Consider the following 14,062-nt stretch of genomic DNA (forward strand, 5'->3'; position numbering starts at 1 on the left):
CTCCCTCAGTGGCCGCCCATGAGACCATCGGCGGCGTCCGGTTTGTCATGCACGCCGAAGCGATCGACGATCGTGGCGCTGGCTTCGTTCAGGCCGAGCACTTCCACATCCGCACCTTCACGACGGAATTTGATCACGGCCTTGTCGAGCGCACCGACGGCGGTGATGTCCCAGAAATGAGCGCGGCTCAAGTCGATAACGACGTTATCGACCGCTTCCTTGAAATCGAAGGCTTCCAGAAATTTTTCCGATGAGCTGAAGAACACCTGCCCAACCACCTTATAGGTGCGGGTGTCGGTGTTCTGATCAAACTCCGAGGTGACCGCCATGTAGTGCCCCACCTTGTTGGCGAAGAACAGGGAAGCGAGCAATACACCGGCAAGAACGCCAAATGCCAGATTGTGGGTAGCAACCACCACAACCACGGTCACCACCATAACAATGTTCGTGGACAGCGGGTGTTCTTTCAGGTTCTTGATTGAGCCCCAGCTGAAGGTACCGATGGAAACCATGATCATTACCGCCACCAGCGCGGCCATGGGGATCTGCACCAGCCACTGGTCCAGAACCAGCACCATGATCAGCAGGAAGACACCGGCGGTCAGTGTGGACAGACGGGTCCGGCCGCCGGATTTCACGTTGATGATGGACTGGCCGATCATGGCGCAACCGGCCATGCCGCCCAGCAAACCGGCACCAATATTGGCCACGCCCTGCCCCTTACACTCGCGATTGCGGTCACTGGTGGTGTCAGTCAGATCGTCCACGATGGTGGCGGTCATCATGGATTCCAGCAGGCCCACCACCGCCAGACCGAGCGAATACGGCAGGATGATCATCAAGGTTTCGAGATTCAGTGGCACATTCGGCCACAGGAAGATCGGCAGCGTGTCCGGCAACTCGCCCATGTCGCCCACGGTGCGGATATCCAGGCCCACCGCCATGGCCACACCGGTCAACACGATGATGCACACCAGCGGCGACGGCAGCACCTTGCCTACCACCGGCACGTAGGGGAACAGGTAGATAATGCCCAGCCCGGCGGCGGTCATGGCATAGACATGCCAGGTGACGTTGGTCAGTTCCGGCAGCTGGGCCATGAAAATCAGGATTGCCAGGGCGTTCACAAAACCGGTGACCACCGAGCGGGAGACAAACCGCATGAGTCCACCGAGTTTCAGGTAACCGGCAATAATCTGGAACACACCAGTCAACAGGGTGGCCGCCAACAGGTACTGTAACCCGTGCTCCTTAACCAGCGTGACCATCAGCAGGGCCATGGCCCCGGTAGCAGCGGAAATCATGCCCGGGCGGCCGCCGACAAAGGCAATCACCACGGCAATACAGAAGGAAGCGTAAAGCCCGATTTTCGGGTCGACGCCGGCAATGATGGAAAAGGCAATGGCCTCCGGGATCAACGCCAGGGCCACCACGATACCAGCGAGCAGGTCACCACGGATGTTGGAAAACCAGTTGGTTTGAAGACTTTTCAGCATATTCAGTCAATCCGGTTGAATGTCACAAAAACAGCGAGTGCACAGATCACAATCGACCAGTGCCACAGTGTCTTATGGGGGTATTACAGGAACAGGACTGCGACCAGCGCGGCATCACGAGCGAACGGCAAACGGACCTGCACGGGGCAGCCGGCTAAAGGTTGTTCGCGGACACCTGGGGGAATGGCTTGAGCGCTAGGGCGGAAGAATCGTCACAGTCTGGTTTCAATTTTGTTGATGAAGGAAAAACGAGGCGGCGCCTCAAAGAGGGCGCGGATTCTACCAGAGCCGGTTAGGAAAATCGACCGGCGGCCATGGCGGCCTCCATGAAATCCCGATAGCGGGCCTGCAAGGCCGAGGCCCGCCAGGCGTCCGGCGCGATCGCTGAGGGTTGATTCACCAGCACTTTTTGCAAGGTATCCACCGCTGTCCGGGCTTCTTCGTCAGGATCGGTTTCGTGGCTGGCATACCGGCTCGCGGCAGGCACGTACTCGGGGTAAGCCAACCGGTCCGGCGCCAGCGGCACGCACCCCGAAGCCATGGCCTCGAGCATCGACAGCCCCTGGAAATCGTGCAGGGCCGTGGAAAACACAATATCGGCTTCCGCCAGCAATCGGTCGTAATCGGCCCGCTGCTCCAGAAACCCCCAGTGATTGATTCGATGAGCGAAGCGTTTGCGAATGTCGTCAAACTCCGGCGGGTACTTGCGGAAGCTCTCCCCCACCACACTCACCCGATAAGGCACCTCACGCCGCTCCAACTCGTTGAGCAGGCCCAGCAGCCGGCCAGGCCCCTTGTCATACTCCCACCGATGGTTCCAGAGCAGATGCGGGCATTGCCAATCCGGCTTTGTTTCCCGGCTGACAAACATCCGATCTTCAATGGGCACCGGGAGCACCCGGGCTTTGTCACGCAGCCCGGCAATCAGCCCATACGGAACGCCGTCGGGCATCCGGTCCAGAAACCGGGTGGCACCATCCAGGAAGCTGTCCCGGTTCCAGGCACTGTTGAACATCAGCCCGTCAGCGGCAATGGCGCTGTACAAATTCACCACCTGTGGATCAACGCTGGAATGCTGCCGGTCCGATACCGGAAACGCGAACTGGTTTTCGTGCATGTACAACAGGCAAGGCACACCGGCCAAAGCGGGATGGAAACCCTTCAAGGCAGCCAGGTCCACCATGGAGGTGGCAATCACCAGGTCCCAGCTTTCCCGGAAACAGGGCTCGTTGAGCCAGGCCAGGGGGTTGCCGCGAATGCGCCAGCGGAAATACCGGGGCGACAGCGCCAGGGTGTGCCAGTGGTAATCCGGAAACAGCGCCACCAGCTGTTCCCGCCAACGCCGGTGACTGGCGGCATCGTAACCGGACAGGAGCAGAACCCGGGGCTTTGAATCCGTGTTGTTGGAGGCTGACTGGGTCATGACATTAATTCGTTGTTGAGAGTCGATGCAGGCCACCGCGTCCCAGGGACCAGAGCCCCAACAATGGCCCCGGCACCAGCAGCAGCGACACCCAGACACCCCAGGTATCCCACAAACCGGCGGTTATCCAGATGGCCGGAAGCGTCAGACCATAACCAACCGCGTTCATCACTGCCAGTGAGGAACCAATAGATTCCCGGGGTGCGGCGGCGGCCGCCAGGGCGGAGAATTGAGGCGAGTCGGCGACCACCATGACTCCCCAAAGCAGCAGGAGCATCAACAACAGCCAGGACGGCAGGCCCGCCAATACCGGGTAGCAAAGGCACAACAGGCCGGAAACGGCCAGCGCTCGGAAGGCCACCCAGGCACTGCCCCGGCTGCGACTGAGCTGTCCACCCAGGATGCAACCCAGAGCCCCAATGGCGATCACAGCAAAGGCCAGCCAGGGCAACAGGCCGGCAGACCAGCCGGCACGGTCCAATTCCCGGGCCACCAACAGTGGCGTCAGGGTCCAGAACGCATACAGCTCCCACATGTGCCCGAAATAGCCGCCCGCCACAGACCGGAACCGGGCATTACCCAGGGCGGCCAGCCCCCGGCTAAGGGGAATGCGGCCGGAGGTCTTGGGCAGGTGCGGGCCATCGCCCAGCAACAACACCAGGGCACCGCCAACCAGAGCAAGCATCGACGAACCCAGCAGCGGCCATTCCCAGGGCAGCCCCAGGGTGGCGCCACGCATCAGGTGCGGGAGTGCGGTACCCACGGTCAGCATACCGATCAACCAAGCCAGTGCGGCGCCAGCGTATCGGGGCGTCCAGGCAATCACCATTTTCATGCCCAGCGGGTAGATACCGGCAAGACACAAACCCGTGGCGAATCGCAGGGCGAAACCCAGGACTGGCTGCTCCACCGCCATCACGAAACCGGCGTTGGCCAGCGCCCCCACCACACTGGCCACGGCAAACATGCGGCTGGCTCCGAAACGATCCGCCAGCCCAGTCACCGCAAAGGTAAGCGTGCCGGCGATGAAGCCGCCCTGCACCGCCAGGGTCAGCGTGCCCAGCCGGGCTTCCGCCAGCCCCAGCTCGCGGGCCAGGGACAGCCAGACGCCGTTAATACTGAACCAGAGGGACGTGCCAAACAGTTGCGCCAGCACAATCACCGGCAGGGGGTAACGCCGAAGCAGGTCGATCATTGTTGTTGTCTTTGTTATCAGCTTTGCATTTTATGGCAGCAGATCCGGCCATTGCTGTCGGTCTCTACATTGCAGCGGCTGGCAAGGGTTGCCCGAAGCCGCTCCCGGGCCCGGCGAATGCGGGCCTTGGTGGCCGGCAACGACAACCCGTGCGCCTGCGCATACGCCACCTGGGACATGGTCCCCAGATCACAGGCCTGCAGGATATCCCGGTCCGCGTCCGCAAGAACCGGAAGGGTCCGGTGAATACACTGGTCCGGCTCATCCACCGGCGCCCGATCTGAGGTACGCTCATCTGGCAGATGCTCCGGCACGGGCACCCACTGTTTGCGCAGGCGGGCGTTGTCGGTCAGGGCATTGCGGGCCACGCGGAACAGCCAGGCCCGGGGGTTGTCCAGCTCACAGAACGTTTGCCCTGCCCGCATGGCACGGAAGAACACGTCCTGCAGGAAATCATCAGCCATGGCGGGGTCAGGCAACCTGCTGACGAGGTATTGCCGAAGTTCCGATTGGTGATCTTCCCAGGCTTTCAATACGCACTCAAATGCCATGGTGCTCGGTAAACTCCCGTGTTTTGTCGGTGCCAAAGGTACCGCCCCATCGAAACCACATTGTATCGTGTTGTGTCTGGCGTTGCTGTCAGCACTTGTCTGTCCAAACCGGTGTATCTTTTCTGTGTCTCGTTCGTCTTCTTTGGCAACAACACTTTTTCGTGGACACCGGACCGGAACAAACCACCATGCTGGAGATCTTCACCCTACTCGCCGACTGGCTGGCCTACACCCTGCTGGGCCTGGGCCCGGACACCAGACTGGGCACGGCCATTCACTTTTTCATTGAGGACACCACCAAGATCCTGTTCCTGCTGGTGGTGATGATCTATGTGATTGCCCTGATGCGGGCCTCGCTGAATCTGGAGCGGGTACGCGCCTACATTCAACGGAAAAACCGGGCGGTTGGCTACTTTTTCGGCTCCGGCTTTGGTGCCATCACGCCGTTCTGCTCCTGCTCCAGTATTCCGCTGTTCCTGGGCTTTACCAGCGCGGGCATTCCGCTGGGCATCACCATGGCCTTTCTGTTCACGTCGCCCATTATCAACGAGGTGGCGGTGATCATGCTCTGGAGTCTTCTGGGCTGGAAGTTCACCCTGGCCTATATCGTGGTCGGCATGGCCGTGGGCATGATCGGCGGCATGATTCTGGATGCCATCAAGGGCGAACGCTGGCTGAAGGATTTCGCCGCCAAGGCTTACCGGAAGGCGGCGGAGAAGACTCATGACTCATCGCAGGACGTTGAAGTGCCCGAGGCCCCGAAGCTGACGTTTAAAGACAGACACAATTTTGCGAAAGACGAACTGAAAGAAATCGTCGGCCGCATCTGGAAATGGGTATTGATCGGCGTTGGCCTGGGCGCCGCCCTGCACGGCTTTGTGCCGGATGGCTGGTTTGCCGAGAACCTGGGCGCCGGCCAGTGGTGGAACGTCCCCGCCGCCGTATTCGCCGGCCTGCCCCTGTATTCCAATGCCACCGGGGTGATTCCGGTGATGGAAAGCCTGATTACCAAAGGCCTGCCGGTGGGCACCACCCTGGCGTTCTGCATGAGCACCGTGGCGGCCAGCTTTCCCGAGTTCATCATGCTCAAGCAGGTGATGACCTTCCGCCTGCTGGCGATCATTTTTACCATCCTGCTGGCCAACTTCATGGTGGTCGGCTGGGTGATCAACCTGATCGGGCCCTGGCTGTTTGGCGGGGTCTGATGTATTCACACGAGAAACCGAGAACAGGAGAACCCGATGAAAACGTTTGAAGTACTGGGCACCGGTTGCAAGAAATGCGTCAACACTGCCGAAGCCATTGAGCGCACCGCTAAGGATTTGGGCGAATCGGTCGAAGTCATCAAGGTGACCGATCCGGCCAGGATCATGGAATATCAGGTGATGTCCACACCCGCCGTGGCACTCGACGGCAAGGTGATTCACAGTGGCTCCGTCCCGGAACAGGACAAGATTGCTGGTTGGATACAGTCGTAAACCGAGTTGATGATTTACAGGATATAGGCACATTGGGCGGCCGAACTAACTGCCGGTCGCCCAGACCTTCTCTAAACGTAGAAGTCCCGATCTCTCGGGTTGAAGAAAATCAGCATATACAGAGGCTTCCGTAGGGGGCAGGCCGGGCCGTCGAAAAATACTGTCGCGGTTGGTTAATCTGGACGCTTTCGGGTCGGGAAACTATCTATACTGAGTACAGAACCAGGCCAATTTCCTTAGGAATATAGGTATGACCCCGGAACTTCCAGAACCACACCCGTTGCTGATACAAACCGATGGAGAGACACCGGCCTCGTGGGATTTCCAGCCCGCAACAGGCGTTGTGCTTCTGGTGCCCGAGCGTGACCGCAATGCAATAGAAAAGACGCCCTGGGCCGGCCTTCTGGAAAAGACACTTCCAAGATATCCGGAAACCGAAAATCCGGTATTTCTGTCCACGCCCTGTGGTGGTCGTGCCGCCGTTGTTTTTGTGCCCGACACTATCCCCACCTTCAAAGCCCTGACCCTGGCCCGTAAAGTCGTTGGCCCCCTGATGGCAGAGCGGTCAGCTGAGCTTAATGTCATCTCCCTGATGGACACTGAGATTTCTGCCAGCACCATGGCCGAAGCACTGCTGGCTGCCGCACACGCAGACCTGTTCCAGCTGCCCCGGATCTCTGGCAAACCAACGGAACCGAAAGTGCTCGAGGCCATCCACTTTTTCGGGAATTTCGCAAACGCCGACTTCAGATACGCCGAGGCAACGGCCGAAGGCAACAATCTGGCTCGGTGGTTAACCCATTTGCCGGGCAATTACCTGACGCCGGGCATTTACCGAGAGTTCGTCGAGTCACTGGCTGGCGAAGAAGGCTGGGGCACCCATTTCTATGACCGCGACGAGCTGGAAGAGCTTGGGGCCGGCGCCTTCCTCTCGGTTGTAGAGGCCAGTCCGGTCAGGGATGCTGGCATACTGCACCTGCAATACCGCCCCGCCGGAGCCGACGGCAAGCCGCTGGCGCTGGTCGGTAAAGGCATCTGTTTTGACACCGGTGGCAGCAACCTCAAAGTTGGCGGCAGCATGCTGGGCATGCATGGTGACATGCAGGGCAGTGCGGTTGCGCTTGGCGCCTTTCTCGCCCTTACCCGCCTCGAATTCGATCAACCGGTGGACTGCTGGCTTGCTCTGGCGGAAAACCACATCGGGTCACGGGCAGTGAAATGCAACGACGTTATTACGGCCCTCGATGGCACCACGATTGAACTGATCAACACCGATGCCGAGGGGCGAATGGTGCTTTCCGATACCCTGGCACTGGTCTCCCGCGGCAAGCCGCGTGCAATTATTGATTATGCAACGCTGACGGGAAGCGTGGTAGCCGCTCTGGGGCAGCGAATGGCCGGTGCAATCACTAACCGCCGCGAGTGGGTAGAGCCTATTATCCAGGCAGGGGAACGCTGCGGTGAGCGGGTATGGCCGTTTCCGTATGAAGACGATTACGATGAGGATCTGAAGTCAAAAGTTGCCGACACCTTGCAGTGCCGAACAACAGTGCCCGGCGATCACATCTACGCGGCACGCCTGCTGGGGCGGTTTGTTGACAAGGAAATCGGCTGGGTTCATGTCGATATGGCCTCCTCTGGCACTCACACGGGCGGGCTGGCCCATATACCCACGGACCTGCAAGGTTTCGGGGTGCGCTTCGGGGTGGAGTGGCTCAAGAAGTTAGCCGACCGCTAACTTCATTCTCAGGCTAAGCCGCGACCGCTCGCTTTACCGGTAACATTATGGACATCAAAGCCGCGATCACGAGAAATCCCGCCGAAATCCACAAACAGGCTTCCAGCCCATGGGCCTGGTATACCCAGCCGGACAGAATGGTGCCCAGCAACCGGCCAGCCGCGTTGGACATATAATAGAACCCCACATCCAGCGACACGCCATCGTCCCGGGCATAGCTGACAATCAGATAGCTGTGCAGGGAGGAGTTAATGGCGAACAGCACACCGAACAACAGCAGGCCACCGATCACCACCGGCTGAGCCGGCCAGCCGGCCATCAGGCCGGCGGCAATCACCGCCGGAATCAGCGCCAGGGCACCGGCCCAGAGCACCGCCCCCTGACGGCCTTCGGTTTGCCCGGTGATGCGCGGGGCGATGGTCTGGATGAAGCCGTAGCCGATGATCCAGCTGGCCATGAAGCCACCCACCTGCCAATGATCCCAGCCAAAGGCGGTGGCCATGTATACCGGCAAGGCCACCACGAACCAGACATCCCGGGCGCCGAACAGGAACATACGAGCCGCCGACAGCACGTTGATGGCCCGGCTCTTGGAGAGGATTTCACGGAACTTCGGTTTCGCCTTGCTCTTGCCCAGGTCCTGCCCCAGCAGGAACAGGCTGGCCAGCCAGACCACGCCCAGAGCCACCGCCATCAGAATCACGGCCCCCTTGAAGCCGGCGGCCATCAGCAGCACGCCACCCAGGAAGAAGCCCACGCCTTTAAGGGTGTTCTTGGAGCCGGTGAGAATGGCCACCCACTTGTACAGCTTGCCCTGCTCGGTATCCGGCACCAGCAACTTGATGCCGCTCTTGGCGGACATCTTGTTCAGATCCTTGGCAATGCCGGACAGCGCCTGGGCCGCCATCACCCAGGGCACGGTGAGCATCGCCGCCGGCACCGCCAGCATGGCCAGGGCGACAATCTGCAGAAACAGGCCGATGTTCATGGTGCGGTTCAGGCCCATGCGGGCGCCCAGGTAACCGCCCACCAGGTTGGTCACCACCCCGAAGAATTCGTAAAAGATGAACAACAGGGCGATGGCCAGCGGCGAATAGCCCAGCTGGTGGAAATGCAGTACCACCAGCATTCGCAACGCGCCATCGGTCAAGGTGAAGGCCCAGTAGTTACCGGTAATCACCAGATACTGGCGGATGGCGGCAGTCATATCAGGCCAGGCCCACCTTGCGCGCCAGCTCGGCGGTGCGGTTGGCGTAGCCCCACTCGTTGTCATACCAGGCGTAGATCTTCACCTGGGTGCCGTTGACCACCAGGGTGGACAGGGCATCAACGATGGAGGAACGCGGGTCGGTCTTGTAGTCGATGGACACCAAAGGGCGTTCTTCGTAACCCAGGATGTCTTTCAGTTCGCCTTCGGCGGCGGTTTTCAGCAGCCGGTTGACGGTCTCCACATCGGTGGGCTTTTCCACCTCAAAGACGCAGTCGGTGAGCGAGGCATTGGTCAGCGGCACCCGCACCGCGTGGCCATCCAGCCGGCCCTTGAGTTCCGGGAAAATCTCGATGATCGCGGTGGCGGAACCGGTGCTGGTGGGAATCAGCGAACTGCCGCAGGCCCGGGCCCGGCGTGGGTCCTTGTGGGGCGCATCAATGATGGTCTGGGTGTTGGTCAGGCTGTGGATGGTGGTCAGCGAGCCGTGCTTGATGCCCAGGTGCTCGTGAATCACCTTCACCACCGGTGCCAGGCAGTTGGTGGTGCAGGAAGCAGCGGTGACAATGCGGTCGTTCGCCGGGTCAAAGATATCTTCGTTCACGCCCAGCACGATGTTCTTGGCGCCCGCCTCCTTCACCGGTGCGGTCACCACCACGCGTTTTACGCCCTGGTCCAGGTAGGCCTGCAGCACTTCCACCTTGCGGTTCACGCCACTGGCCTCGATCACCAGGTCACAGCCGGACCAGTCGGTATCGGCAATGGCGCGGTTGCGGGTCACGCGAATGCGCTGGCCGTCGATCACCATGTCGTCGCCATCGGCGGTTGCCTCATGGCTCCAGCGACCGTGAATGCTGTCGAAGTTCAGCAGGTGCGCGAGACTCGCGGCATCTGCGCCCGGATCATTGATCGCTACGAACTCCATCTCCGGCCAGCCCCAGGCGGCGCGCAGGGCCAGGCGACCGATGCGGCCGAAACCGTTAATACCTACTTTGATTTTGCTCATGGTGTTCTCCTTGCGATTCTCGCAATCCATACAATGTGTGTCAGGAACAACGCACCGGCCGGTCGGCCATGCTTTCCAGCCGGACCAGCGGGCTCTCAATCAGTGACGCGTTGTGAATGGCCGTCTCTTCCAGCACCCGCCTCAGCCACTCCGGCAGGGCCGGGTTCAGATAATAATAGACCCATTGTCCGTGCCTTTCGGTATCCAGCAGGCCGGCATCGCGCAACGTGGCCAGATGACGGCTGACTTTGGGCTGTGATACTTCAAAGGCTTCGGTCAGCTCACACACGCACAGCCGGACCTGATGACGGATCAGCAACAGGGCGGACAGACGCAGCTCATCGCCCAATGCCTTGAACACGGTCACGGGATTAAATTCGGCGGGCTTCAGGCCGGTTTCTTTCTGGTGCACCAGGGTGAACAGGCCAATCCGCTCCTTTAGCTCTTTCAGGGTAAGCGCGAAGGTGGCGTGCCGGTTGGTAGCGGCCGGGTCCGGGAAATCCCAGTGAATCTGCTGGGCCCCGGCGTGCACCACGCCGCATTCACTGGCGGCCTTGTCACACAGCGTAATCACGTAATCCCAGGGTTGATCCTGCAAACCGGCCAGCTGTTTGCTGTGCAGCCCGGTGCTATCAATACCGGCCTCTTCCAGCACCTGCAGGGCCAGGGGGTTAGGTGTGGCAGGGTCAGTACCCGCGCTGGCCACTTCAAACTGGTCACCGGCCATATCACGGAGCACGGCTTCGGCCATCAGGGAGCGGGCGCTGTTGGCGGTACATACAAACAGGACTCGGCGCTTCATGCGATTTTCCATATATTCGTTTTCATGAATATCTGTTTTTATGCATAATAGTGGGGATTCGTTAACGAGTAAAGGAAGAGAAAGGCATGGGTTTTTTCGAGCGGTTTCTGTCGGTCTGGGTCGCCCTGGCCATCATTGCCGGCGTGGTACTGGGGCAAGTGGCACCGGTGGTGCCGGAGATGCTCTCACGCTTTGAATACGCACAGGTATCCATCCCTATCGCCATCCTGATCTGGGCGATGATTTTCCCGATGATGGCGCAGATTGATTTCACCGCCATCGTGGGTGTGCGAAAAGAGCCCAAGGGCCTGGCCATCACCACCACCGTGAACTGGCTGATCAAGCCTTTCACCATGTTCGCCATTGCCTGGTTCTTTCTGACCGTGGTGTTCGAGCCCTGGATTGCGCCGGATCTAGCCAGCGAGTACCTGGCCGGTGCCATCCTGCTGGGCGCCGCGCCCTGCACCGCCATGGTGTTTGTCTGGAGCTACCTGACCCGTGGCGATGCCGCCTACACCCTGGTGCAGGTATCCCTGAACGACATCATCATGCTGTTCGCCTTCGCACCGATTGTCGTGTTCCTGCTGGGCATTTCCGACATCCAGGTGCCCTGGGATACCGTGCTGCTGTCGGTGGTGCTCTACATCGTCATCCCACTGACCGCCGGCTACCTGACCCGCCGCGTGCTGATCGCCCGCCAAGGCGAACAATGGTACGACAACGTCTTCATGAAACGCATTGGCCCGGTTACCCCGGCGGCCTTAATTGTCACTCTGGTGCTGCTGTTTGCCTTCCAGGGGGAGGTGATCCTGCAGAACCCGCTGCACATTGCCCTGATTGCGGTACCGCTGATCATCCAGACGGTGTTCATCTTTCTGCTGGCCTATGGTTGGGCCAAGTTGTGGAAGGTGCGCCACTGCATCGCCGCACCGGGGGCCATGATTGGTGCCAGCAACTTCTTCGAACTGGCTGTCGCCGCCGCCATCGCCCTCTTCGGACTACAATCCGGTGCCGCATTGGCGACGGTAGTGGGAGTATTGGTGGAAGTACCCCTGATGCTGGCGCTGGTGAAAATTGCCAACAGGACCCGGAATCACTTCCCGTCCTGACCAGCTCGCCAATATCCGGCGCGACTCAGCCGCGCCAGAAATGGGGAGAAAATAAGACAAACACACTGAGCAATTCCAGCCGGCCTAACAGCATGGCCGCCATTAATACCCACTTCGCGGCATCTGGCAACGTCTGGAAGTTACCGGCGGGCCCGATCGTATCCCCAAGGCCCGGTCCAACATTGGCTAAAGCCGTAGCCGCGCCGGTCAAGCTTGTAACAAGGTCTAGACCGAGCAAGGCGAGTATTGCAGCTACCGCACCCAGGGTTGCTAGGAAAATGAAGGAAAAAGCCACGCTGGACGCCACAATCTCGTCACTGATGATACGCCCGTTATAGTGCCGGGCAATGACCGCATTTGGGTGCAACAGCCGGATCACCTGCTCTCGCAGAAGCAGCATCGAAAGCTGGAAGCGGAAAATCTTCATGCCACCACTGGTTGAGCCTGAACACCCCCCCACAAATGTCAGAAAAAAGAACAGCACCACCACAAAGGGTCCCCACAGGGAGTAATCCTGTGAAGCGTAGCCTGTGGTTGTGACCACGGAGGTCACATTGAACAGCGCGTGCACAAAGGCATCAACAGGCACGACACCTTCTTTTACAACCCGATAGGAAGCAATCGTAGCTGCCACGATCACCAAGAAGGTGATAAAGAAACGAACCTGTTTATCCCGGAACAAAGGCTTGGCCTGGCCATTCAAAAGCCTGACAAAGAGGAAAAACGGCACGCCGCCCAGCATCATAAAGATGGCCGACGCAAATAGAATGGGGAGCTGCTCAAACTGCCCCATTGAACTATCCGATGTGGAATAACCGCCTGTCGATACGGTCGTAAACGCATGATTCACCGCATTGAACAGGTCCATGCCTAAAACCCAATAAACCAGAATGGACCCAAAGGTCAATGTCAGATAACTGAACACCAGCCCCCTTGCCAAACGGTTCGTCCGTGGCACGGCTTTCTCTGTCCACTCTGAGGACTCTGTGGCGAATAGCCGCATACCACCAATCCTCAAGAACGGCAGAATTGCCACGGCCATGCCAATGATGCCGATACCACCCATCCATTGCATGATGGAGCGCCACAGCAGAATGTCGCCAGGTAGATTATCGAGGCCAGTCATCACCGTTGAGCCGGTGGTAGTTACTCCGGAGATGCTTTCAAAAAAAGCATCCGTAATGCTTAAGTTAAGGTCGCTTAACAATAGCGGCAAGCTGGAAAAAAGAGGGAGCACAACCCAGGAAGAAACGGTGAGGAAAAACATTTCCCGCTGTTTGAGTGGATAGCGTCTCCGGCCGACACTCAAAAAAAACATCAGACCGACCACGAAGCAGATCGATGCCGATTTGACAAACGCCAGCCAGTCAGGGGTTTCGCCGAACATCAAGAGATTCACGGGCAGCGTCATCAGAAAGCTGAGCAGAATCAGCAAGAACCCAAGAATCTGTATTACAGGCCGCAAATTCATTAGTGCCATAATCAGGATCGCCCAGCTTTTTCTCGAATCATTCGTGCCGCCGCACAACCTATAACCGCACCACTCAACTGTATATAGGTGGCAAAGCCTGCGTACAGTAAATCTTCTTTAGAGTGAGTAGCAATATAATCGGCTGGCAACGCCGCGAGGGCTGACAGGCCAGCGAAAAAGAATCCCCATTTAGCCCCGTGCACCCAGGCAAAAAACACTACGGGCACCATATAAGGAAAAATGGATAAAACAGGCCGCCCGGCTTGGTGATTGGCTATAGCCAGGAAGGCGAGCCATGCGAGCGCAATAATTAGGTGGCCCAGTATACCCGGTTTTAAACGAGAAAAACCCATGCTTGCCCCTGTTCGGTAAGGCACGTCTGCGCCAAACAGCGTAAGGAAACCACAAGCTCACGTAATTTTGGACTCAAAAAATGTAATTTTTACGGCATTTTTACGCCCCCTAGGCAGCATGGACCGCAACGCAGTGCGGTAAGCGTCCATTCCACGACGTTCTGCCGCCCTGCTGAAATTCGCCCTACAGTAACCTCACATTTCCCAGCATGAGGTTACCCCTATGAGAAAGC

Annotated in this window: 13 protein-coding genes; 4 read left to right on the forward strand and 9 right to left on the reverse strand. The window is 58.9% G+C overall.

What is annotated here, in order from left to right:
- Positions 1 to 5: 5 nt before the first annotated feature.
- The 4 genes from BY454_RS11840 to BY454_RS11855 form a co-directional block, all read right to left on the reverse strand.
- A complete protein-coding gene (locus BY454_RS11840; RefSeq protein WP_104416682.1) occupies positions 6 to 1,496 on the reverse strand; it encodes a SulP family inorganic anion transporter in 1,491 nt (496 codons plus the stop codon).
- Between the two features lie 292 nt (positions 1,497 to 1,788).
- Positions 1,789 to 2,919: a tRNA-queuosine alpha-mannosyltransferase domain-containing protein gene (locus tag BY454_RS11845; protein ID WP_104416683.1), complete on the reverse strand. Its 1,131-nt coding sequence runs from the start codon at positions 2,917 to 2,919 to the stop codon at positions 1,789 to 1,791.
- A 4-nt stretch (positions 2,920 to 2,923) separates the two neighbouring features.
- Positions 2,924 to 4,114 carry an MFS transporter gene (locus BY454_RS11850; protein ID WP_104416684.1) on the reverse strand — a complete coding sequence of 397 codons (1,191 nt, stop codon included), beginning with the start codon at positions 4,112 to 4,114 and terminating at the stop codon, positions 2,924 to 2,926.
- Positions 4,115 to 4,131: 17 nt separating this feature from the next.
- Positions 4,132 to 4,665, reverse strand: a complete 534-nt coding sequence (locus BY454_RS11855) for a sigma-70 family RNA polymerase sigma factor (RefSeq protein WP_104416685.1) — start codon at positions 4,663 to 4,665, stop codon at positions 4,132 to 4,134.
- A gap of 188 nt (positions 4,666 to 4,853) precedes the next feature.
- Between BY454_RS11855 and BY454_RS11860 the strand changes: the two genes are divergently transcribed.
- The 3 genes from BY454_RS11860 to BY454_RS11870 all read left to right on the forward strand — a co-directional run bounded on the left by BY454_RS11860 (position 4,854) and on the right by BY454_RS11870 (position 7,881).
- Positions 4,854 to 5,870 carry a permease gene (locus BY454_RS11860; RefSeq protein WP_104416686.1) on the forward strand — a complete coding sequence of 339 codons (1,017 nt, stop codon included), beginning with the start codon at positions 4,854 to 4,856 and terminating at the stop codon, positions 5,868 to 5,870.
- Positions 5,871 to 5,906: 36 nt separating this feature from the next.
- Complete coding sequence (locus BY454_RS11865) at positions 5,907 to 6,143, forward strand: thioredoxin family protein (RefSeq protein WP_104416687.1); 237 nt, start codon at positions 5,907 to 5,909, stop codon at positions 6,141 to 6,143.
- A 250-nt stretch (positions 6,144 to 6,393) separates the two neighbouring features.
- Positions 6,394 to 7,881: a M17 family metallopeptidase gene (locus BY454_RS11870; protein WP_104416688.1), complete on the forward strand. Its 1,488-nt coding sequence runs from the start codon at positions 6,394 to 6,396 to the stop codon at positions 7,879 to 7,881.
- Positions 7,882 to 7,894: 13 nt separating this feature from the next.
- Here the strand turns inward: BY454_RS11870 and arsJ are convergent, their stop codons facing one another.
- From arsJ to BY454_RS11885, 3 genes are read right to left on the reverse strand one after another with little or no spacing between them, the layout of a single operon-like run.
- On the reverse strand, positions 7,895 to 9,088 hold the full coding sequence (gene arsJ / locus BY454_RS11875) for an organoarsenical effux MFS transporter ArsJ (protein WP_104416689.1): 1,194 nt from the start codon (positions 9,086 to 9,088) through the stop codon (positions 7,895 to 7,897).
- Between the two features lies 1 nt (position 9,089).
- A complete protein-coding gene (locus BY454_RS11880) occupies positions 9,090 to 10,094 on the reverse strand; it encodes an ArsJ-associated glyceraldehyde-3-phosphate dehydrogenase (RefSeq protein WP_104416690.1) in 1,005 nt (334 codons plus the stop codon).
- Positions 10,095 to 10,134: 40 nt separating this feature from the next.
- Positions 10,135 to 10,896: a metalloregulator ArsR/SmtB family transcription factor gene (locus tag BY454_RS11885; protein ID WP_104416694.1), complete on the reverse strand. Its 762-nt coding sequence runs from the start codon at positions 10,894 to 10,896 to the stop codon at positions 10,135 to 10,137.
- An 86-nt stretch (positions 10,897 to 10,982) separates the two neighbouring features.
- Here BY454_RS11885 and arsB point away from each other — a divergent pair, with 86 nt between their 5' ends.
- Positions 10,983 to 12,005, forward strand: a complete 1,023-nt coding sequence (gene arsB, locus BY454_RS11890) for an ACR3 family arsenite efflux transporter (protein ID WP_104416691.1) — start codon at positions 10,983 to 10,985, stop codon at positions 12,003 to 12,005.
- 25 nt (positions 12,006 to 12,030) lie between these two features.
- On the opposite strand, the gene BY454_RS11895 is transcribed toward arsB, so the two are convergent.
- Positions 12,031 to 13,485 carry a TrkH family potassium uptake protein gene (locus BY454_RS11895; protein ID WP_445626103.1) on the reverse strand — a complete coding sequence of 485 codons (1,455 nt, stop codon included), beginning with the start codon at positions 13,483 to 13,485 and terminating at the stop codon, positions 12,031 to 12,033.
- Between the two features lie 2 nt (positions 13,486 to 13,487).
- Complete coding sequence (locus BY454_RS11900; RefSeq protein ID WP_104416692.1) at positions 13,488 to 13,829, reverse strand: hypothetical protein; 342 nt, start codon at positions 13,827 to 13,829, stop codon at positions 13,488 to 13,490.
- Positions 13,830 to 14,062 lie beyond the last annotated feature (233 nt).

Origin of the sequence: Marinobacter persicus, assembly GCF_002934325.1 — a bacterium.
GTDB lineage: Bacteria > Pseudomonadota > Gammaproteobacteria > Pseudomonadales > Oleiphilaceae > Marinobacter > Marinobacter persicus_A.